The following is a 22,534-nucleotide window of genomic DNA, read 5'->3' as shown; positions in this document are numbered from 1 at the left end:
AAGGGCCCACACTGTGGAGTTGTCAAGGGTCGTGCGCGGTCCCGGCTGGTGGTCGGGTGCGTGGTGAATGTGCGTCGTGAAATGTGCTGCGCTGTAACGCTGTTCGATGGTCTGGTCTGTTGGTCGAGTAGCCGACGAACGTGTCTAGCTGTGGCCGCTGGTCGAGTGCCGACGAACGGAGTGAGGAGGTGTGTCGAGGCCTCAGGCGGCGATGGTGTCGAGGTGCGGGGTGCGTCGGTTGTAGGCGGGTTGTGGTGTCCTGTGTGGGTCGATGTCGGTGGGTGGGATGAGCCAGGGGTGGCGGTCGAGGCCGAGGACGATGTCCCAACCGTGCGCGTGGACGTGGGCGTGACACGACGGGCACAGCAGACAGCCGTTGTCGAGGTCGGTGGGGCCGCCGTCGCTCCAGAAGATCATGTGGTGCACGTGTCCCCAGGAGGCGGGGGCACCGCATTTGATGCAGCATTGGTCGCGGGTGATGATCGCTTTGCGTTGGTGTGGGGTGAACAGGCGTTGTTCGTAGCCCATGTCCAGGGGTGCCCGGTGGCCGTCGATGATGATCTCGGTGATCGCGGCATCGCACGCCAACATTCGTGCGGTGGCCTGCGATATCGGCCCCAACCATTGCAGGGATGCCAGGTCGGGGGTGTCGACGGGGATGGTCAGGTTGATATGGGTTTTCGGGGCGGTCATGAACGGGATGTTGCTGCCCGCGGCGGCGTCGAGGATCTGTTCGAGCGCATCGGCCCGTTGGGCACCTCTGCTGCGCGCGTCGGGGGAGCCGTCGGGTTCGGGACGCGCTGTGGTGAGTGAGTCGATCGCGGCGGTCAGTTTCTCGCCGATCACCACATCCAGGTCACCTTGCACCGTCACGCGTCCGTCGGTGGTGGGTTCGACACTGAACTCGTTGATCCGCCGGTCTTCCCCGGCCGGTGGTCCACCGGTGTCGGCGGCGACCTGATTGCCGAGTCCACGCGCCACCTTCTCGATCTCGCGGGGTGTGGCACCGGACAGGGCGTGGGCGATCAGCGCTCGTTCGTGCTCGAGGCGTTCCTCGTCACACAGTCCGTCGGCGGCGCGACGGTCGATGTGCGCCAGGCCGGCCACCATCGCAGCCACATGCTCTCCGGAGAACACACCGTCTCCGGCATACCCGGGTAACCGCTGCAGCATGCTCATCGCCGCCCCGATGCGCAGCCACCGTGAGGCGACAGCGGGTGCGGCACCCATCTGCATCAACAGGTTCCGCGTCGTGCCACCGGATCGGCGTGCCACCCCGAGCCGGTCCAGGGCGGCGGCGTGTACCGCCAACTGGTGGTCGACGATGTTGCGTAGTTCCATCAACGCCGTGGTGGCGTCGAACACCTGCCGCCCCGACGCCGTATCGGCGACGGTGACCTCACGCGTGCGAGCAATGATCGTGCTGAGTTCCCCCATGCCGACCAGAGTACTCGAACACACGTTCGTGTCAAGGAAAAATGTTGTCCACCAACGGGTTTCGACGCTAGAACACGTCACACGGCGTCTCCAGGATACCGGTAAAGTCCGACAATTCCGGCCTCCGGTCTGCCCGCCTGTGGACTACTCCCCGGACGCGGCCGATCACACCACCGTGTGCCCCACGAGTCGGCCGATGAGGAAGGTGACGATCATGGCGACGGCTCCTCCGACGACGACCCGGAGCATCGGGCGCCACGGCCGGGAGCCGCCGAGAGCGGCACCGGTGGCGCCGGTCAGGGCGAGGGCAACCAGGACCGCGACAAAGGCGACCGGTATCCGCCATCCCGCGGGAGGGATGAGGATCGCGGCCAACGGCAGCAGGGCGCCCACCGTGAACGACACCGCCGAGGACGCCGCGGCCTGCCAGGGATTGGTGAGTTGATCCGGATCGATGCCGAGTTCCGCCTCCGCATGGGCCTCGAAGGGGTCGTGGTCCGTGAGTTCGCGCGCGACCCGGCACGCGGTCTCATGAGTCAGACCCTTGTCCTCGTACAGGCCCACGAGCTCCTCGAACTCGGCCTCCGGCTGTTCTCGAAGCTCACGCCTCTCCTTTGCCAGCAGCGTCTGCTCGGTGTCGCGTTGGGTGCTGACCGAGACGTACTCACCCAATGCCATCGAGACCGCACCGGCGGCCAGACCGGCGATGCCCGCGGTGAAGATGGGCCCGCGATCGACCGTCGCCGCCGCCACGCCCACCACGATGCCCGCTGTCGACACGATTCCGTCGTTGGCGCCGAGAACGCCGGCGCGAAGCCAATTGAGCCGATTGGCCAACGATCCCCGGTGCGGCTCACCGGAATGCTGGTGTTCGTGTTCGATCGACATGCGTCAACTCAACTGCGGCAGAGGTATTCGCGCAAGCAAGGGAAACGTTGCCTTACCGCTACCGGTCATCGACACTGGGCGCATGAATGATCACCCGCCGGCCGACACCGACGCCATCCACCGCACGCTCTACCGCTATGCCGAACTGGTGGATGCCGGTGACTTCGGCGCTGTCGGAGCGTTGTTCGCCGACGCCGACATCGTCGTCGGTGATGACGTGGTCGGGCATGGTGCCGACTTCGTGGAGGGGATGCTGCGGGCGATGGTCATCCTGTACGACGACGGCACGCCCAGGACGCGACACCTGATCTCGAATCCGATCATCGAGTTCGCCGACGCCGACAGTGCACGGATTCGATCCTGCTACACCGTGCTTCAACCGCGCGACGGACGAATCGAGGTGATCGCCGTCGGACGCCATCACGACACCATGCGCCGCACCGGCGACGGTTGGGCATTCACCTCACGCGACTACGGCCTGCTCGACTTCACCGGTGACACGTCCGGTCATCTGCGCGGCGGCACGAGGTGAATGATCGATCCGGAAAAGCATGACGCCCCTGGCCTTCCCGCGTTCACGAGAAGATCAGGGGCGCACACACTCCGAACTCAGCCGAGGCTGAACGGCTTGCCGTACAGGGTGATGACACCCTTCACCGCGTCGGTGTTGACCGACACGCGGATCTTGGCCTTGGCCGAGGCGTAGCCTGCGCAGCCGTCGAGACCGAACTTCTCCTGGCTGTAGGCCACGCCACCGTTGGCGCCCTTGAAGGTGTACCCGTTGACGGTGTACTTCTTGTAGGCCGTGCTGTCACCAGAGGTGGTGTTGATGACGGGCACGTAGGACGACTTACCGGGCCCGAGGGTGAAGCCGCCGCCCGCATTTCCACCCGGGGTGACCGTGGCGCCGCCGCTTCCGCCCGGGGCGACCTCCACGCCCGCGCCGCCCTTGGCGCCTGCGCCGAAGTCGACTTGGCAACCGACCAGGTAGCCACCGGCGATGGTCCCGCCCGTGGCCTTGCCGCCGACGGTGACCTTCACCTTGCCCGACAGCCAGACCTCACGGCTGGTCGCGACATTGGTGACAGCCCTCTGCACGTTCACCGACTCGTCGAACAGGCGGACGGTGACCGGGGTGCCGTCGACCAGGGTCTTGGTCACGTACCCGCCGGGCAGCGGACCGGCCGCGGCGCCACCGGCACCCAGGCTGGTCAGGCCCATCACCGCGGCACCGGCGAGGCCGAAGCCTGCGGCCACGCGAGTGTTGATCTTCTTCATGATTCCCCTTCGTGGAATATCAATCTGCTCGGGGCAGATAAATCAGAGTTGTGCTGAATTGTCTGCTCGCCGCTCAGTTGAGGCTGAAGGGCTTGCCGTACAGGGTCGACTGGATGTAGGTGCCTTCACCGTTGACGGTGCCGTCATCGGTGTTGTAACCCTTGGCGCCGACAGTCTTGACGATGGTGCGCGCCGAGGCATACCCGCCGCAGCTCTCCACGTTGATCCCGAACTGATCGAGCTGGATCGCCGCGACACCACCCTCCTTGATGTCCTTGTCGGTCACATCCACGACCGCGACCTGACCCGGGGTAAGCGGAATGGTCAGCGAACCCGACAGCGACGGGCTCAGCGCCTGCGTGATGCTGCCCGACAGGCCGCCCTCGAGGCCGGTGATGTCCACCTGGCAACCGATGAGCACCTTGACCGCGATGTTGCCGTTCACACCCGCACTGGCCTTGGCCCGGTAGGTACCCGAGACAACCGCGGCGCGACCCGCACCGTTGTTGGCCACCGACGGAGCCGGCAGCGCCGACTCACCGGTACGCCAGGTCTGAATGGACTCGCCATCGACACCCGCCGCGTTCTTGTAGCCGTTGGGCAACGGAGCTGCCGCTGCGCCTCCCGCCCCGATGCCGGCCATGCCGACCGCCGCGACGGCGGCGAGCGCGCCGGCACCGACAACGCGACGCAGCCCGAGCTTGCTGAACTTGCTCATTGATTCCCTCTCACAGGATTCGCTCTTGAAAGTGACGGCGCCGCAACCTGTTACAACGCATGTGGTAGTCGGGCGTGACCGTCGTTCGTCCGTCGGCAGCTTACAAGATGGGATCGCTGCAAATTGCCTTGGGGGATGCTGAGAACGAAATCATTGCGCGTGGATCAGCTCCGAGATATGACGAGCAGCGCGAATGGGGATTCGCTGGACGGTGTGAGTCCGGTCACACCCAGGGCTCAGAAGACCTTGAGTCCCAACCGGCGTCGGAGACGCATGTCGTACACGTACGCCTGCAACAGCCCGCGCATGACGCGGCCGACGGCCGGGTCGACGATCCGGGCAATCGCGAGCGCCCGCTCGTAGTGCCACTCGTCCGCGGTACTCCATCGCCAGTTCATCATGGCGCGGAACTCCGGCGGGAGGCCCGCTTTGATGAGGTAGTTCATCGGCCGGCCCAGCACCTTGTGGGCGACCGTGCCCGCAGGCCCCATCCGGTAGGACAGGAAGGACAGGTCCGAGAGTCGCTGGAGCAGTTCACGTACCGGCGGGTCGATGGTGAGGTCATCGAGTTGTGCCTGCCAATAGTCGTGCAGTTCACGGTAGCTCGACGGCCATTGGTCGTCGCGCACGTTCAGACTCGTTCCGAGCCAGCGGGAGTCGGCGACGACATTCTCGCGCTCGTCCGCGCTGAGCGGTCCGTACAGCAGTTCGTACTGGTCGATGAAGTACTTCAGCAGGCACACCGCGACCCACAGCTGAAGGCGGGAGTCGTTGGCGCTGTAGCGCACCGGGCTGGTCGAGGTCGAGTAGACCTGTTCGTGCACCCGCTGGAGCTCGTCGTGGACGTAGGCGCGATCCCGCGCATCGCCGAGCAGAGCGACTGCCAGGAAGGTGCCGGTGGTGCGGCTTCGCTTGATCGGGTGCTTGACAGCACTGCCGGAGTCGACCCGGGACTCCACCACCCCGTGGCCGACCTTGGGGTTCGCCAGCTGCATGATCACGTTGGCGCCGGCGATGGTCGGTCCCAGCCCGGTCACCAGGTCGCCCGTGCGGCGTACCCGTCGGCGGCTCCGAGCGCGGGCAACGTCGGCCACATGGGCGTGCTGAAAACCGTCGTGCTCGCGCCCCGCGGGGGCGGCGTCATTGCGGTCGATGACGGTCATCGGATCACTCCTCAGCGCCGAGGGTTCCTGACCTCAGGTTATCGCGCCCCCTGGTCGCCGGACACCGGAATCGTCGCGGAGCCTGCCGGTCAGTAACCACTCGATCGCATCGGCGCCGGGTTGTAGAGGCCGGACCGACGCGCCGTCCCCGTGTCGAGCTCCGCCGGCGGTGCCGGATCGATCTCGGTGAAACGCTGCAGGCCACCCCAGTCGCGTCCCCAGTTGTTACGGAGATACGTCGGCAGCAGGGTCGGGGTCAGCATCGCCTCGGTGATGCCGAGCGGACCGCCCGCCTTGCCCGACATCCAGGTCTGGCTGTTCTTCCGGGTCGCCTCGGCGTCGGGCATGATGCGCCATTGCGGCACCTCGAGGACACCGTTGCGCACCGCCATCGGCTGCTGGCACGGGAAGACGAACCCGGGTAGCCAGTCGATGAAGACGGGATCGGTGGTGCCGACGACGTCGTTGAGCGTGCGCATCTCGGTCACGCGCGGCGGGGTGATGGCCACCCATTCCGATGGTGCACCGGCGGTGTCGCGGACCTCGATCCGAACGACGTCGGCGTTCGGCGGGGCGTCGGCCAGCGGGTAGCGCAGGTTGCGCCAGATGGGCACCTCGCCGATGTCGATCGGCGACATCACGCCGACCGGGGTGACCCGCCCGTCTGCGCCGGTCCGACCGAACTGTGCGCGAACCTGCTGTCCGGAATGCTGCACCCCCAGACCGTCCACGGCCTGCACCGAACCCGCGACCGACATGGTCAGCAGCGGGGCATCGGCGTTGCGTTCCGGCAGTTGATACCAGTCGGTGGTGAGCGATCCGGTACCGCTCGGCGAGCCGTAACTGCCCAGGACCGGCGTGTTGGCCGGGTTGAGGCCGAACGGCAGTCCGACCGTCGATCCGTTGACGCCGCGGGCGCCTTGCCCGCCCTCGGTGCCGCCCTGCGCCGACTCACTGGTCTGCGTGGACTCATCGGCCCCGGCGCCGGTCTGCGCGGTGTTCTGCGCCGACGTCGTCGCGGTGTCCTGTTCCTCGGTCGAATCGACCGACAGCCGGTCCGGGACGCCGTTCGGGGTGAAACCGTCCGGGGGACCTTCGCCGGCCAGGGCAGCGGAGATGGTGGGCGCCGGACGGCCGTTCACGGCGGCCGGCGTCAGCAGACCGGTGTTCGGATCGGGTTCCACGAGAACGTCGTTGGCGAGCGCGCACTCGTTGCCGGTCATTGCACGGGCGTTCGACTTCAGCCACGACCAGCTGTCGCGCTGCTCGTACGCGCCCTTCGCGAAGGACATCACCATGAAGATCACCACGAGCCCCGAGATGACCGGCAGCGGCGAGAATTTCAGTTTCGACGGCCAACCCGATCCGCCACGCGTCCGGGTCTCGGCGTCCACGTAGTCGTCGCGGAAGTGGAACCAGAGGCCGACGAGTGCGGTGATCACCGCGACCACCAGGATCATCCAGCCGACTTTGATCCCCGCGATCGACGGCGGTCGGTCCCACCACGGGATGCCGAAACTGCCGACGAACCACCAACCGTTGGTGCCGGTGAACGAGATGGCGGTGACCGCGAGAACAGCTGCCGCGAAGAAGGTCCGATTGCGTCGAGAGCGCAGGATGGCCGGAGCCATCATCGCGCCGGCGGCCGCGGCCAGTCCCGCCGCGATGCCGGCGTACACGCCGAAGTGGTGCGTCCACTTGGTCGGGGTGAACGCGATGAAGAACATGGTGCCCAGCGTGACCGCGATCAGGCGCCAGATCGGCGCGCGGGCAACACCGTTCGGATGTTCACGGCGCAGCAGTCGCAGCAGGACGACCACCAGGCACAGGATCATCAGCAGGACGCCGAACCGTCGCGCGAGCGTGCCGTCGGCGGTGGGCAGGATCAGGTAGTAGTAGCGCACCGGCTCCTGCCACCACTCCAGCGTCGGGCCGACATCGGTCGCGACCTTGTTCCCGACGACCAGTGCAGCCAGCGGTTGGTCGTAGAAGATCTGGTACAGCACGGCGGTGCCGGCCGCGAGAACCGGGGCGAGCATGGGCAGCAACCCGTCCCGCTTGCGCCGCGTGACCAGGGTCTTGACCACCGGGCGGACACCGGCGAGCAGAGCGGCGACGGCCATCAGACCGCCCGGGGCGAGCGCCAGCGTGAAGGCGGCGGCCACCACGGCGACCGCGTACGGCAGCATGCGGCGGGTCGCGATGGCGCGCTCCACGCAGCACCAGGTCAACAGCGCGCCGACCGCCTCCGCGGGTTCCGGGCGCAGACCGTTGTTGTACGGCAACCAGATCGCGAGGAACACGAAGGCGGCCGACCACACCGCCGGGGTGCTGTTGCGCACGGCGCGACCGAGTCGGGGGATCACCTCGCGGCTGATCAGCCACCAGCCCAGCAGGCCGAGCAGGAACGCGGGCAGGCGCATCCACGGCGCGGCGAGACTGACGTGCGACATCGCCGCGATCACCTGGAAGTGCCAGCCGAAGGGATCCTGCGGCACTCCGAAGTATCGGAAATAGTTGTCCGCGTAGCCCGCATCGCCGGTGATCCGTCCGACGGTGAAGTTGTAGCCGTCGTCGGAGGTGTTGGCGCCGGCGAACCACCAGAACGCCAGGATGAGGAACACCGCGACGTCGGGCCCACGGATCGTCCACCATCCGGACGGCAGGAAACGCTTGTGTCCCCGACCGTCCCGATGATCGAGCAGGCCGAGCGCGATCAGCGACAGGATGGTCATGATGATGCCGAGGACGATCACCGCGAGTTTCAGCGAGCTCGGTGTGCTGACGTAGCGGGTGTCGATGGTCGCATGCAGCGAGAGGCCATCGCGCGGAGCGGTTTCCGGCAGGTCGGTGTAGACGCCGACGATCTGTGGGCGCATCTCCTGGTCGGCGGCGGCGAAGGTCTGCAGACCACCGGACTGATCGCCCCGGTCCACTCCGGTCGCGCCGCTCCCGGCGCCGGGCAGATTCTCGAATCGGGCGTTCACGCCGGTGCCGTCGGCGTGGAACACGATGCGGCAGTCCGGGTTCGCCTGTGCCGGCGCACGATCCGTGGTCAAGATGACGACGTCACGGTCGGTCACCGTGAGCTGATCCTGGCTCGCGCGCACCATCAGGGCTCGGGCCCGGGCGTCCTGCCCGTCCTCCGGAATGGTCGACAGCAGAAGTCCGCCGGCGGCGGGCAACTCGGCTGCCAGGGCACACGGCACCGAGACGTCCATGTCGATCGGGACATACGAGACGAGCGGCGCCGCGACGTTGCCGACGCCGTTGCCCTGCGGCCAATTGAGTTCGGCGGTGGTCTGATCGACCGGCAGCAGCGGCGTCACCAATGCCATCAGGAAGCCGAGGAGGCCGGTGACCACGGCGACGATCTTCACCGTCCGGTAGTCGCGGGTGCGTGGGGCCGACCCCGAATCCTGCTCCACCGGCGCGGAGCCATCGGGCGCATCGGACGTCGGTGTCTCACTCGTCATCGGATTGTGGCTCCACCCTGATCGAACTGGTGCGCGACCAGCCCCACTGTGTCGTCTGCGACGTGTTCACCGCGACCGTGCCCGCATCGTCGACGAGCGGTGTCAATCGCTCCAGCGCACCCCATTCCCGCGCCCAGTCGTCCTTGAGATATGTCGGAACCGCCTCGGCGGACGTGGTCGACTCGGAGATCGACAGCAGCCCACCGTCGGCCGCGGCCTGCCAGGTCTTCGACTGCGAGTTGGCCAGTGGATAGTCCGGCAGAATCCGCCACTGCGGCACCTGCGCGACGCCATTGGTCACCTGCAGCGGCTGCTGGCACGGGAAGTGTGCGGCGACGGTGAAATCGATCAGCGTCGGCGCCTGCGAACCGACGACCTGCTGCAGGGTCTGCAGTTGCGGCGCGCGCGGCGGCGTGATGCCGATGAACTGGTACTGACCGAGGTTGTTGTCCTGCAGCACCATTCGCATCGCGGTCGCACGTGGTGGGGCAGCGCTCATCGGCACCCGCAGATTGCGCCAGGGCCGGTTGGTGATGACCGGCCCGGGATCGATCGGCAGCACATCGGGTCCGAGTTGTTCGAACGAGCCATCGGGTCCGGGACGACCGAACTGCACCACGAGCTTCTGCCCGAAGTTCCGTACGCCGAACGTGTCGATCGTCGAGATGGCGCCCGCAGCGCTGAACACCAGCAGGGGCGAGGCGCCTCGGTCGGCGGGCAGGTCGTACCAACCGGTGGTCAGGCGAGCTTCGCCGGGGAAGCCGTAACTGCCCAGCACCGGCGTCGTCGACGGATCGAGGCCGTACGGCAGGGCGGTGGTGGACCCGTTCACGGTCCGCGGTCCGGTGCCGCCGGTGGTGCCCGCACCGAGTCCGCCGGTGATGGCGAACGGCCGCGCCATGCTGGCCGACACGTTCATCTGTCCTGGTCGCTGACTGCCGGGCTCGGGAGAGAGAGCGCCGGGGATGCCGTCCGGGGTGAAGCCGACCGGGTCGGTACCGCTCAGCGCGGCCGACACCGACGCGCCGTTCGCCGGTCGCAGCATGCCGGCGTTCGGGTCCGATTCCACCAGAACTTCTTGTGCCATGCCGCAACTGTTGCCGCGCAGAGCGTTCACGTTCTCGGCGAACACCGTGGTGGCGGGATGCCGCGCGACCGCGGCCTTCGCGAACACCAACAGTTCGGCCACCACCATCAGCCCGGCGACCACCGCGATCGGTGACGATGCGAGGAACAGGCGCCGTCGATCGGCGCGCGTCTCGCCCGGCCCGTCGGTGATGTGCGACAGGCCTTTGTTCGCCACGTAGTCCAGGCGCAGGTGCTGCCACACGGCGATGATCGCGGTGATGACGGCCAGGACCAGGAACAGGGTCGACACCGGCCGGCCGGCGAGCACCGGTGCGCGGTCGAACCAGGAGATGCCGTATTCATAGGCGAACGGCCACGCGTTGTAGCCGGCCATGGCGGCCGCCAGCGCGAAGAACAGGCCCGAGACGAACACCCACAGGTTTCGGGTGGACCGCGCCGCCGACTGCGCCACCGCGAGGGTGGCGGTGGCCGCGATCGCGGCACCGAGGCCGGCGAAGATGCCGAACTGGATGGTCCATTTGGTCGGGGTGAATGCGAGCAGCAGCAGCGTCACACCGATCGAACCGATCAGCCGCCACGTCGGCCCGGGATCGACCGCGCGGATGCGGGTGCGGCGCAGCATCACCGCGACCGTGACGATCAGGCCTGCCAGCAGCAACAGGACCGGCACGCGTCGCGTCAGCGCACCGTCGTCGGTGGTCACCGAGATGAAGTAGTAGCGCAGAAACTCCTGATGCCAGCTGATCACCGGACCGACCTGGTAGCGGAGTTTCATCGCCTCGGCCACCGTTGCCAGGGTCTGGTCGCGGAACACGACGATCAACACCAGCAACCCCGCCGCCAGGACCGGGGCCAGCAGCGCGAGGGTGCCCGACTCCTTGCGGCGGTCGAGCAGGACGTGCAGCAGCGGCCGGGCCGACACCAGCAGGATCGCCACCGCGATGACACCCTGCGGCGCGAGGGCAAGGGTGAGGCCGGCCGCCAGGGCGCCCAGTGCCGCCGGGAGCAGGCGACGGGTGGCGATGGCCCGTTCCGCGGCCCACCAGGTGAGGACGGACCCGAGCACGATGATCGGCTCACTGCGCAGCCCGCTGTTGAACGGCAGCCAGAACGCGATGAACACCAGCGCGGCGGCCCAGACGGCCCATCCGCTGCGGCGTACCCCCGCACCCAGCCGCGGGAGCAGCACGCGACTGAGGACGAACCAGGAGACCAGCCCCGCGATCAGGGACGGGATGTGCATCCACAGGATCGACGGCGAGATCCCCGACCAGTGGGCGAGGAAGCTGTAGTACCAGTCGAACGGCGCCTCGGGGATGCCGTAGTAGCGGTAGTAGTTGGCGAGGTAACCCGACGCGTCGGCGGTCCGGCCCATGTTCAGGATGTAGCCGTCGTCGGCGGTACCGGCGCCGAGCAGCGCCCAGATGAGCAGGACGACGGTGACGACGATGTCGCTGGCCCGTGGGATCAGTGATCGCCAGAGCGAGGCCGTGCGCGCGCCGATGCGACGTTGGTAGCCGTACAAACGGTCGAGGAGGAACAGCGCGATCAGGGCGACGAGTACCGAGATGACCGCGAGGACCATCACGATGAGTTTGAGGACCGTCGGCGAGCTGACATACCGATTGTCGATCTGCACGTGGACCCGCAGACCGGGGTTCGCGGTGACCTGCTCGGTGGTCAGGCTGGTGAAGATGCCGTCGACCTGGGGTCGCTTGTCCGGCGGCAGAATGGTCGGGCGCGCATCCCCGAGCCCGACGAACTGTGCTCCGGGCCCGGTGGGTGACGACCAGATGCGCAGCTCGCTGCAACGTCCGAGCTGGTCACGGGGTGCGCTCGCCGCGACGGTGTTGCGGAACGAAACCGACACCGCGTCCCGGGTGGCCGTCACGTAGAGGGCCGAGGCCTTGCTCTTCGGGGCGTTGGTCGGCATGGTCGTCAGTACCTGGCCGCCGTCGGCGGGGAGGTCGGCCAGCACGGCGCAGGGGATGCGCGCGTCCAGCGACTCCGGGGTCTGCGCGATCAGCGGCGCGAAGATCGACGGGCTGTCCGCGGTCAACTGCTGGCCCTGGGGCCAGTCGAAGGACGCGTCGGTGGCCTTGACCGGCAGGAGCGGTGTGATCGCGCACAGGATGACGCCCAGGAGCCCGGCCACGACCGCGACGGTGCGGGCGGTGCCCGCGGACACCCTGGCAGGCGGGGTCGCTGCCTCCGGCGTGGAGGACGGGGCTGTCACAGGCACGATGTCTGATGCTAAGCGACTTACCTGAGAGGACATAGTCGAACCTCGGGCTGCTTCGGAGCGCCGGGAGATCCCGGTTCGGCCTTCTACTAGGGTCACCCTCTGATGACTTCCTCTTTCCGATCGGTGTCCCCGCGTGTCTGGGCGACGATCGCCACCGTCGCCGGACTGGTCGCGATCGTCGCCGCCGTGCTGACGCCGCTGTTGCCGGTCACCCAGAAGACGGCGTCCATCGACTGGCCCGGCCGTGCTCTCGGCGCTGCGACCAGCGCGTCGGTGACGGCGCCGCTCGTCGCGCAGGCACCGGCCGGTCTGGATGTGGCCATCGGGTGCCGGACCCTCGCCGAGGACACCCGACCGGCGGGTACCGGCGCGGGGGCGACCGCGTCGACGATCGTGTTGTCGACGATGCCGGCGGCCGGGCTCAATGCCAGGGACAAGGCACTGTTCGTCACCGCGGATGCCGACGCGGTGACCGTCGCCGTCCGCGGTACGGAGCTACTCCGCATTCCCCGCGCCGATCTCGCACGGTGCGAGCGGTTGGAGGTGCGCTCATCCCCGTCGGGAGTCGAAGCCCGTGCCGTCGGGCCGGATCAGCCGGGCGCCGGGAGCGGAGCGAGCGGGCCGAATGAGCCCGCCGCCGGGAGCGCAGCCGCGACCGGCCCGCAGGACCGGCCGCAGGTCTCGGGCATCTTCACCGGCCTCGAACCCGACGTCGTGGCGCGGGCGGCCGCCTCCGACGGGCTGGCCGTCCGGGTCGACGTCGACAACCGATTCGAGAGCAGTCCGTCGGTGCTGAAACTGCTCGTGATGATCCTCGGAGTACTCGCGGTTCTCGTGACCTTCGTCGCGATCGCGGCCCTCGACGTCGCGCACGGCTATCACCGCAGGATCGGGCGTGTCGACGTGCGCCGACTGTTCGCGCCCCGCATCGCCGACCTGGCGGTGACCGCGGTGCTGGTGGTGTGGCACTTCCTCGGTGCCGGATCGTCCGACGACGGGTACATCCTCGCGATGGGCCGCAACGCCGACGACGAAGGGTATCTGGCGAACTACTATCGCTTCTCCGGTATCCCCGAGGCCCCGTTCGACTGGTACTACAGCTTCCTGTCGCACTGGGCCTCGATCTCCACGGCGGGCATCTGGATGCGGCTGCCCGCGCTCGTCGCCGGGTTGGTCAGCTGGTTCATCCTGAGTCGAATCCTGTTGCCGCGACTCGGTGGCGCGGTGCGCCGCTCGCAGTGGGCGATGCTCACGGCGGCCGCGGTGTTCGTCGCGTTCTGGATGCCACTCGCCAGTGGGCTGCGCAGCGAGGGCATCGTCGTGCTCGGTTCTTTGCTCACGTGGTGGGGTGTCGAACAGGCGGTCGCCACGCGGCGCATGTTGCCCGCTGCCGGGGCTGCGCTCGCCGCAGGTCTGACTCTCGCGGTCGCGCCCCAGGGGCTCATCGCGGTTGCGCTGCTGGTCGCCGGGTCGCGGCCGATGCTCCGCACGATCCGAAAACGTCGCGGCGAGAACGGGATTCTGCCGTTGCTCGCGCCGATCGGGGCGGCTGCCGCGTTCGTGGTGATCCTGGTGTTCCGCGATCAGACGCTGGCCACGATGGCCGAGGCCATCCGGGTGCGCTACACGGTCGGCCCGACGCTGGTCTGGTATCAGGAACTGTTGCGCTTCTACTACTTGTCGCTCACCACGCAGGACGGCTCGCTGGTGCGTCGCGTGCCGCTGCTGCTGTTGCTGGCCGCGGTGTTCGTCACGCTCGCGGTGATGCTGCGCCGCAAGCATGTTCGGGGTGTCGACCCCGGACCGGTCTGGCGCCTCGTCGGCGCGATCCTGCTGACCGTGCTCCTGTTGTCGTTCACCCCGACCAAGTGGACCGTCCAGTTCGGCATCTATGCGGGGGTGGCCGCGGCGATGGCCGCCGTCGCGACGGTCGCGGTCGCGCAGTCGGCCCGACGGTCACCGCGCAATCTGTGGATGTACATCGCCGTCCTCCTGTTCGCCTGCGCGGTGGCCGTCGCCGGCGAGAACGCGTGGGGCTGGGCCTACGATTTTGGCATCTCCTGGTTCGACAAGGCGCCCTCGCTGGCGGGTACCCCGTTGTCGTCGGTGTTCCTGGTGCTCGCCGTGCTCGCACTGGTGGTGGCCACCTGGTTCCACCTGCGTATCGACGTCGACGCCGAGCGAGGAGTGGTGCGCGAGAAGCGTTCCGGCTCGACGTGGCAGGTCGCGGTGGCATCGTCACCCATGCTGGTGATCGCGACCCTCGTCGTCATCGCCGAGTTGGCCCTGTTCGCCAAGGCCGCGGTGGCGCGCTCGGACACCTACACCACGTTCAGCGCCAACATGCGCGCGCTGAGCGGCAACCCCTGTGGCATGGCCGATGAGGTGCTGGTGGAGGAGGACCCCAACAACGGTGCACTGCAACCGATCGGCACGTCGGACATCTCGCGTGCGCTGGGCGGCGGGGAGAGCGGTGCGGCGAGCGGGTTCACCCCCGACGGGGTGGCGGGCGACCTCCTGCCCGATCCGACGTCGCTCGGGGCGGGCACCATCAACACCTCCGGCGATCTCGCCCGTCCGTTCGTGGTGACGGGCGGTCCGCCGGGAACGACCGGCGGTGTCGGGCTGCGGACCGTCAACGGGTCGACGGCTGCGCTGCCGTTCGGCCTGGACCCGGCACGTACCCCTGTGCTGGGCAGCTACGGCCACGACAACGGGACCGCCGAACTCACCTCGTCCTGGTATGGGCTGCCGGACCGTGATTCGTCTCCGCTACTGGTGATCACCGCGGCAGGCCCGGTGTTCTCGGTCGATCAGGACGGGGTGCCCCAGGCCGGTCGGTCACTGAAGGTGGAGTTCGGCCGCACCGATGGTGGACCCGGGACATTCACCCGCGTCGGTACGCCTTACATCCCCATCGATCCCGGCCCGGAACGCCCGAACCGTCCGTGGCGCAACCTGCGCATCCCGATGTCCGAGGTGCCGGCAGGCGCCACGGCGATGCGGATCGTCGCGGTGGACGACAACGTGAGTCCCGACCAGTGGCTGGCGGTCACCCCGCCGCGCGCACCGCGGCTGCGGACCCTGCAGGAGGTCATCGGATCGCAGACGCCGGTGCTGCTCGATCTGTCGGTGGGCAGCCAGTTCCCGTGCCAGCACCCGATGACGACCCGTCATGGGGTGAGCGAGGTTCCGCAGTGGCGGATCGTCCCCGATCAGACGACGACGAACTCGAAGTCGAAGACGTGGCAGGCGTCGGTCAACGGCGGGATCCTCACCACCTCCGAGGCCTTGACGCGCGCATCGACGATGGCGACCTATCTGAACAACGACTGGTACCGCGATTGGGGTGGCCTGCAACGGTTGTCGTCGCTGGTGCCCGATGCCGAGCCGGCGTCGGTGACGACCGGCACGACGACGAACTGGGGTTGGACCCGGTCGGGAGCTCTCAGGGTGGTACCGCAGGATGACTGACATCGACACGACACCGGTCGAACCGGCGAAGACCGCCACCGGTCCGGGCCCGCGGACGATCCGGATCGCCAAGATCGTCGCGGTGGTGGCCGGTGCCCTCGGCATCCTGCTGGCACTGGCGTCGCCATTCCTGCCGGTGACCTATACGAAGTCCGAGCTGCAGTGGCCGCAAGCGAACTCGGTCGAGAACGTCGCGGCGCCGAATGTGTCGTATGTGCCGGTGTCGATGGACGTATCGGTGCCGTGCGACCTGGCCGCCGATCTGCCCGCGTCGGGTGGGGTGCTGCTGTCCACGGTGCCGGAGAACGGCGCGGAGGCGAGCACCGTCGGGCTGTTCGTCCGGGCCACCGCCGATCGATTGCTGGTGACGCAGCGCAATGCCGTGCTGATCAACGTGCCGAGATCAGCCGCGCAACAGGACACGAACTGCCGCATCGTGATCCACGCGGACACCACCGGCACCCGTGGTGCGGCGGAAGGACTCGCGCCCGATGCCGGCGGTGTCCAGAGTTTCGACCTCAAGGACCCGAATGCGCGCCCGCAGATCATCGGTGTCTACACCGACCTGCCGAAAAGCGCATCCACACAGGATCTCTCGTTCCGATCGACCATCGACACCCGGTTCATCTCGAGTCCGACGCCGCTCAAACGCGCTGCGCTGATCGTCGGTGTTCTGCTGACCCTTGCCTCGATGCTCGCGCTCGCGGTGCTCGATGCTCGTGACGGCAGACGCCTGCGCCGTCTGCTCCCGGCCCGCTGGTGGCGTCCCACCGCTGTCGACGTCGTGGTCGGTGCGGTCTTGGTGATCTGGCTGTTCGTGGGCGGCAACACCGCCGACGACGGATATCAGGTGACCGTCGGCCGGATCGCGCCGGGCGCTGGCTATCTGGACAACTACTACCGGTACTTCGGTGCGCCGCAGGACCCGTTCGGCTGGCACTACCAGTATCTGGCGCTGTGGATGCAGGTCAGCACCGCCACACCCTGGTTGCGTCTGTTGCCGTTGCTGTTCGCGCTGGCCGGATGGTTCCTGATCAGCCGCGCCGCGATTCCCCGACTCGGGCAGGCGGTCCGGACATCGAGCGCGGCGCGCTGGGCGGCCGGCCTGGGCTTCCTGGCCGTGTGGCTCCCGTTCAACAACGGCTTGCGCGTCGAACCGATCCTGTCCGTCGGCATCCTGCTCACGTGGGTGCTGGTGGAACGCGCCATCGCCTCCGGACGGTTCTTCCCGCTGACGCTGGGCATCCTGTCCGCCGCGCTGACCCTGACCGTCCACCCGGCCGGTGCCATCGCGATCCTGCCGCTGCTGGCGGCGGTGCGGCCGCTGCTGAAACGACTGCGGGAACGCCGCCGACGTGACGGGTTGCTGCCGCTGCTGGTGCCGATCGTCGCATCGGGACTCGCCGTGCTCTTCGAGATCTTCGCCGACCAACCGCTGGCCGCGATCCTCGAAGGCGTCGAGGTGCAGGGCATCGTCGGTCCCACCAACAAGTGGTGGACCGAAGGGATGCGGTACTACATCCTGCTGAATCCGACGCCGGACGGGTCCATCGCCCGCCGCGTCGGCATCTTCGTGACGTTCCTCGCGGTGGCGATCATCGTGCTCACGCTGCTGAGCAAGCGTCGGGTGCCGGGGGTGGCGAGTGCGCCGCTGTGGCGACTGATCGCGGTCACCTCCGGTGCGGTGGCGGTGTTGGCGTTCGTACCGACCAAGGCCACCCATCAGATGGGTGCGTTCGCCTGTCTCACAGGTGTACTCGCCGCGGCGGCAACGACATTCCTCTATCCGTCGGTGATGCGTCGTCGCTGTAACCGCACGTTCATCGCGGCGGCGTGCGCGTACGCTCTCGCGGTCGCCTTCGCCGGGCGCAACCAATGGTGGTACGTCGGCAGTTACGGCATCCCGTGGGGCGACGACACCCCCAACGTCCGGGGTATCGGGCTGTTCGTGCCGATCGTCGCCGTCGCGATCCTCCTGACCTGTTACGGCGCGTGGCAGTACTACCGCGACGACCGGCGTGCCGAGGTCGGCGAACCTATGCAGACGGCCGGCAATCCGAGCCTGATCCAGCGCATGCCGACCTACTCACTGGCGATCATCTCCGCGGTCATCCTGCTCTTCACGTTCGTGTCGTTCGCCAAGGCGTTTCAGACGCAGCGGGATTCGTGGTCGTGGACGGGCTCGAACATCGATGCGATGCGCGGCCATCCGTGTGCGCTCGCCGATGCGGTACTCGTCGAGGCCGATCCCAACAAGGGTGTGCTCGCCCCCGCTCGTGTTGCCGGGCAGACCGATCCGTCGCCGGGGGCGGCACTCGCCGGAGACGGGATGGTGGGCTTCGATCCGGACGGGGTGTCGGCGCACCTGGAGAGCGATGCCGACAGTGACGGCGACTCCACCGAACTCGACCGCACCCAGACCGACCCCGACACCGCGCAGGACGAACCGACCGGGACGGCGGGAGCGGCCGACACCGGCGGCGGAACCACCGGCACCCGCGGTGTCAACAGATCGTCGGTCAAGCTGCCGTTCGGTCTCGACCAGGCGCGGGTCCCGGTTCTGGGTACCTACGGAACCCCCACGGGCCGTGGCAGTCTGACGTCGGACTGGTATCAGCTGCCTCCGCGCAGCGACGATGCGCCGCTGGTCACGATGTCGGTTGCCGGGGACATCGAGTACATCGACGAACTCGCGGTCCGTCATCCAGGGCAGAAGCTCCGCCTCGAGTTCGGGCGGGTGGAACCCGACGGTCAGGTCACCACTGTCGCGTCGATGATCCCGTTGGGACTCGACTCGGCACCGGAATGGCGCAACATGCGTTTTCCGCTCGACCAGGCACCGCCGCGCGCGACGGTCGCACGGGTGGTCGCCGACGACACGTCCGGTGACCCGGCCAAGTGGTTGGCCGTCACCCCTCCGCGGGTGACCTCGATGGTCACCCTCAACGACCTTGTCGGCAGCGAGGATCCGGTGCTGCTCGACTGGGAGGTGGCCTTGGCCTTCCCATGCCAGCGGCCCGCCTCCGCGGTCAACGGGGTGCTGGAGACCCCGCAGTGGCGGATCACCCCCGATGCCGAAGGGGAACGGGTCAATTCACGGCGCTGGATGGCCGGCGACTACGGCGGACCGCTCGGCATCGTCGAGAACGAGTTGCGGCCCGTCGTGCTGCCCGCCTACCTCCGTGGCGACTGGGCCAAGGACTGGGGCAGCCTGCAGCGGCTCACCCCACTCAAGCCGCAGGTCGAGGCCGAGCTCGTGGTCACCGATGATGTGCACGGCGGGATGTGGACACCGGGTCCGATGCGGGCGATCAAGAACTGAACCGGACGTCATGGCGGTGCTCCGCGCCCGGCGCGGACCACCGCCATGACGACCGTCCACGTGTCGGCCTAGTGCCGGATCGGCGCCGGGCTCCACAGTCCGCTGCGGGTCGCGGTGCCGGTCTCGATGTCGGCCAGCGTGTTCACGTCGCCGTACGGGGTGTAGCGCTCGAGTGAGCCCCAGTCACGCCCGATGTCGCCCTGTAGGTAGGTGGCCATCGAATTCGCCTGTTGCGACACCTCGATCCAGCCGAGGGGGCCGCCGCCGTAGGAGTCCTGCCATGCCGAGACCGCGGCCGCGAGGTCGGCACCCGGCTTGATGCGCCACTGGGGTATCTCGGCCACCCCGTTCTTGTGCGTGAACGGACGCTGACACGGGAACACCAGGCCCGAGGTCCAGTCGACATGCACCGGGTCCTCACGCCCGACGACCTCCTGGAGCGTTTTCATCTCCGGCAGTCGCGGCGGCGTGACCACGATGAAGCGATCCGACGACAGGTTGTCGTCGTTCGCGACGATCCGCACCGCGGTGGTGTCGGACGGCAGTGAGCTGGTGGTGACCCGCACGTTGCGCCAGGACGGTCGCGGGCCCGGATCGATCAACTCGGTCTCACCGGTGGCCTTCAACGACGCGTCCCGCGTACCGGGACCGACCGGATCGGTCGTGTACTCGAGCAGCAGATTCGGGTTGTCGTACAGGCCGGCGACCGAGAACGACAGCAGGGGACGGCTTCTGAAGTCGGACGGCAGCGCGTACCACGCCGAGGTGAGACGAGCCGGGACCTGGTCGGTGGTGGAATAGCTGCCCATCACCGGAGTCTTTGCCGGGTCGAGGAAGAATGGCAGCTTGGCGAAACTGCCGTTCGCGCCCGCAGTGGACACGACCCCGCCTCCGGTGCCGCCGGTGTTGGCGGTCAGAACGTCTGGCGAGTCGACGGCGGTGCCGGCGAGTACACCCAGCGACCCTTCGCTCGCGCTGGTGGCGAGGTCGACGGGGACGCCGTTGGCGGTGAAACCTGTGGTGGCCGGCCGTGTTGCGTCGGGTGGTGCGGTGGCAGGTCCGGCGAGTGGGTCGGCGATCGAACCGTCCACCGGCTGGAGCAGGAACCGACTCGGGTCGGTCTCCACCCACACCTTGTCGGCCATGCCGCATTCCTCGCCCCGGAGGGCTTCCAGGTTCGACCGCGGCACCGAGTACGACGAACTCTGTTGGATGCCCGCGAAGATGGCGGTCACTATCAGGAAGATCACCACGCCCGCCGAGATGAAGGCGAGCGGCGCACCGGCGATCACCGACCACAGCCGGCGATACCAGGTCCGGGGGCGCTGGTGCGCGGGATCGGCGGGGTCGGTGCCCGCGAACGGTTCTCGGAAATGGAACCAGAGTGCGAGGAGCAGCAGGGCGAGCGCCGCGTACAGGAAGATGTCGGCGAGCTTGAGTCCGAACGTGACCTGCCCGACGCCCCAGGGCATCCCCCAGGCCGAGGAGTAGTAGAACGAGTTGGGTGCGGTGAACGCGAGACCGGCGATGAACAGCACCAGTGCGGCGAACAACGTGCGATTCCGTCGTGAGTGCATCGTGTCGTTGCTGGCGGCGATCGCCGCGATGGCGGCCAGGGCCGCGGCGAGACCGGCGAACACCCCGAAGTGGTGCGTCCACTTGGTCGGGGTGAACATCAGGAACACCAACGACGCGAACGTGATTCCGACGATGCGCCTCGACGGCCCGAGCGCGGTTCCCGGGATGCGGGAACGTCGGATCAGCATCGCGGCCGACACCACGAGCGCGAGGATCATCGCGAGCACGGCGAAGCGGCGCGCGATCGATCCGTCCGCCGAGAACGTGAACAGCGACGAGTATCGGTCGATCTCGTTGTACCAGTGCAGCGACGGCCCGAGCGCGGACTTCATCTTCGACGCCTCGACGAATGACCGCAATGTCAGGTTCGAGAAGACCACGAAGACGACGAACGTGCCTGCCGCGACGATCGGGGCGAGCAGCGCGACATACGACCAGCGATCACCGCCGATCACCTTGGCGCGCTTGATCAGCGCCAGCATCATCGGCCGGGCACCCGCGATCAGGGCGGCGACGGCGAGCAGACCGGTGGGTCCGGCCGCGAGGCTGAACGCGCCGATGAGGCAGGCCACCGCCGCGGGCAGGATGCGGCCGGTCGCGATCGCGCGTTCCACCGAGCACCAGGTGAGCAGCGCGCCGAGGCAGATGATCGGCTCCGGGCGCAGGCCGTTGTTGAAGGGGAACCACGAGATGAGGAAGACGAACGCAGCCGTCCACCCGACCGATGGGCGGATGATGGCGGCGCGACCGAGCCTCGGCAGCACCTCGTGGCTGATGATGAGCCACACCCCGATGCCGCACAGCAACGCCGGTATCCGCATCCACGGGCTCGCGACGCTGACATGGCTGAGCAGTCCGAAGACCTGGTAGTACCAGCCGAACGGCGCCTCGGGCGCGCCGTACCAACGGAAATAGTTGGCGGTGTACTGCGCGTCCTGGGCGACGCGGGACATGGTCAGCAGGTAGCCGTCGTCGGAGGTGTTGGGTCCGATGAAGTGCCAGAGGATCAGTGAGCCGATGACCACGTAGTCGCGGGCGTTGAGGCGCCACCAGCGGGCGGGCAGGATGCGGCGATGCCGACGACCGTCGGTGGAGTCGAGCACGGCGAGAGCGGCCAGCGAGAGCAGGGTGCAGATGATGCCGACCACCAGGACGACCCATTTGAGGATCGTCGGCGCCGTGGAGTAGCGGGAGTCGATGGTGACATGCGCATCCAGGCCCGGCACGTTCGCCACCGGACCGTCGAGGTCGGTGAACAGGCCGGTGACCTGTGGCCGCTGATCCTCGGCGTAGGTGTTCGACTGCCGGCCGGAGGTGGTACCGGACAGCGGTTCGCCCTCGTCGTCGCGCATCCCGACGAACTCGGCGGACACGGCGTCGGCATCCGCGTGCACCGCGATCTCCCGGCAGTCCTGTGCGCGGATCTGCGCCAGCGTCGCCGACACCAGCGGGACGTTGCGGATCACCACCTCGACGGTCTGCCGGTCGGCCGGATCGCCGGGCTGCCCGGTCTTGCGGACGAACAGGCCGCGCTCGCCGGATTTCTCCGCCTGCTTGGGCGTGGTCGAGAAGAGGACGGACTCGCCGTCGCCGAGCTGTTCGAAGGCGCTGCACGGCACATGGGCGTCGAGATCGATCGGAACGTAGCTGATCAGCGGCGCCTCGACGGACCCGATCCGGCCCTCCTGGGGCCAGGAGATCTGCGCGGTCGTCTGGTTGACCGGCATCAGCGGAGTCGCGAGTGCCATGAGGAAACCGAGCAGTCCGGTGATGATGGCGACGATCTTGGCTCGTCGAACCGTCTGCACTGGCACAAAGAGAGATGGTAACCGTTGCCCCGCGGCGCCTTGTCCGGCCGAACCGCTC

The 22,534-nt window shown here is 68.0% G+C and carries 11 protein-coding genes; 3 read left to right on the top strand and 8 right to left on the bottom strand.

The window, feature by feature from the left end:
• Nucleotides 1-201: 201 nt before the first annotated feature.
• Nucleotides 202-1,437: an HNH endonuclease gene (locus tag D7316_RS16970; protein WP_124709295.1), complete on the bottom strand. Its 1,236-nt coding sequence runs from the start codon at nt 1,435-1,437 to the stop codon at nt 202-204.
• A 165-nt stretch (nt 1,438-1,602) separates the two neighbouring features.
• Nucleotides 1,603-2,325, bottom strand: a complete 723-nt coding sequence (locus D7316_RS16965; protein WP_124709294.1) for a VIT1/CCC1 transporter family protein — start codon at nt 2,323-2,325, stop codon at nt 1,603-1,605.
• 82 nt (nt 2,326-2,407) lie between these two features.
• On the opposite strand from D7316_RS16965, the gene D7316_RS16960 reads away from it, so the two are divergent.
• The gene (locus D7316_RS16960) at nt 2,408-2,857 is read left to right on the top strand and encodes a nuclear transport factor 2 family protein (protein ID WP_124709293.1); all 450 of its coding nucleotides are present in this window, start codon (nt 2,408-2,410) and stop codon (nt 2,855-2,857) included.
• A gap of 77 nt (nt 2,858-2,934) precedes the next feature.
• On the opposite strand, the gene D7316_RS16955 is transcribed toward D7316_RS16960, so the two are convergent.
• The 5 genes from D7316_RS16955 to D7316_RS16935 form a co-directional block, all read right to left on the bottom strand.
• Entirely contained in the window at nt 2,935-3,603 is a 669-nt protein-coding gene (locus tag D7316_RS16955) for an MspA family porin (protein WP_124709292.1), read from the bottom strand.
• Nucleotides 3,604-3,676: 73 nt separating this feature from the next.
• Entirely contained in the window at nt 3,677-4,321 is a 645-nt protein-coding gene (locus tag D7316_RS16950; protein WP_124709291.1) for an MspA family porin, read from the bottom strand.
• Nucleotides 4,322-4,557: 236 nt separating this feature from the next.
• A complete protein-coding gene (locus D7316_RS16945) occupies nt 4,558-5,484 on the bottom strand; it encodes an oxygenase MpaB family protein (RefSeq protein ID WP_124709290.1) in 927 nt (308 codons plus the stop codon).
• Nucleotides 5,485-5,573: 89 nt separating this feature from the next.
• A complete protein-coding gene (locus tag D7316_RS16940) occupies nt 5,574-8,822 on the bottom strand; it encodes an arabinosyltransferase domain-containing protein (protein ID WP_232017193.1) in 3,249 nt (1,082 codons plus the stop codon).
• Between the two features lie 127 nt (nt 8,823-8,949).
• The gene (locus tag D7316_RS16935) at nt 8,950-12,291 is read right to left on the bottom strand and encodes an arabinosyltransferase domain-containing protein (protein ID WP_232016942.1); all 3,342 of its coding nucleotides are present in this window, start codon (nt 12,289-12,291) and stop codon (nt 8,950-8,952) included.
• Between the two features lie 105 nt (nt 12,292-12,396).
• Between D7316_RS16935 and D7316_RS16930 the strand changes: the two genes are divergently transcribed.
• Together D7316_RS16930 and D7316_RS16925 are read left to right on the top strand one after the other, a co-directional pair.
• Complete coding sequence (locus D7316_RS16930) at nt 12,397-15,768, top strand: arabinosyltransferase domain-containing protein (RefSeq protein WP_124709287.1); 3,372 nt, start codon at nt 12,397-12,399, stop codon at nt 15,766-15,768.
• The gene (locus tag D7316_RS16925) at nt 15,761-19,090 is read left to right on the top strand and encodes an arabinosyltransferase domain-containing protein (protein WP_124709286.1); all 3,330 of its coding nucleotides are present in this window, start codon (nt 15,761-15,763) and stop codon (nt 19,088-19,090) included. The genes D7316_RS16930 and D7316_RS16925 overlap by 8 nt, the downstream gene beginning before the upstream one ends.
• Before the next feature lie 68 nt (nt 19,091-19,158).
• On the opposite strand, the gene D7316_RS16920 is transcribed toward D7316_RS16925, so the two are convergent.
• Nucleotides 19,159-22,482: an arabinosyltransferase domain-containing protein gene (locus D7316_RS16920; RefSeq protein ID WP_124709285.1), complete on the bottom strand. Its 3,324-nt coding sequence runs from the start codon at nt 22,480-22,482 to the stop codon at nt 19,159-19,161.
• Nucleotides 22,483-22,534 lie beyond the last annotated feature (52 nt).

This window comes from Gordonia insulae (assembly GCF_003855095.1).
Classification (GTDB): Bacteria; Actinomycetota; Actinomycetes; order Mycobacteriales; family Mycobacteriaceae; genus Gordonia; species Gordonia insulae.
Note: the sequence above shows the minus strand (reverse complement) of the source record. Positions and strands in the feature narration are given on the sequence as shown.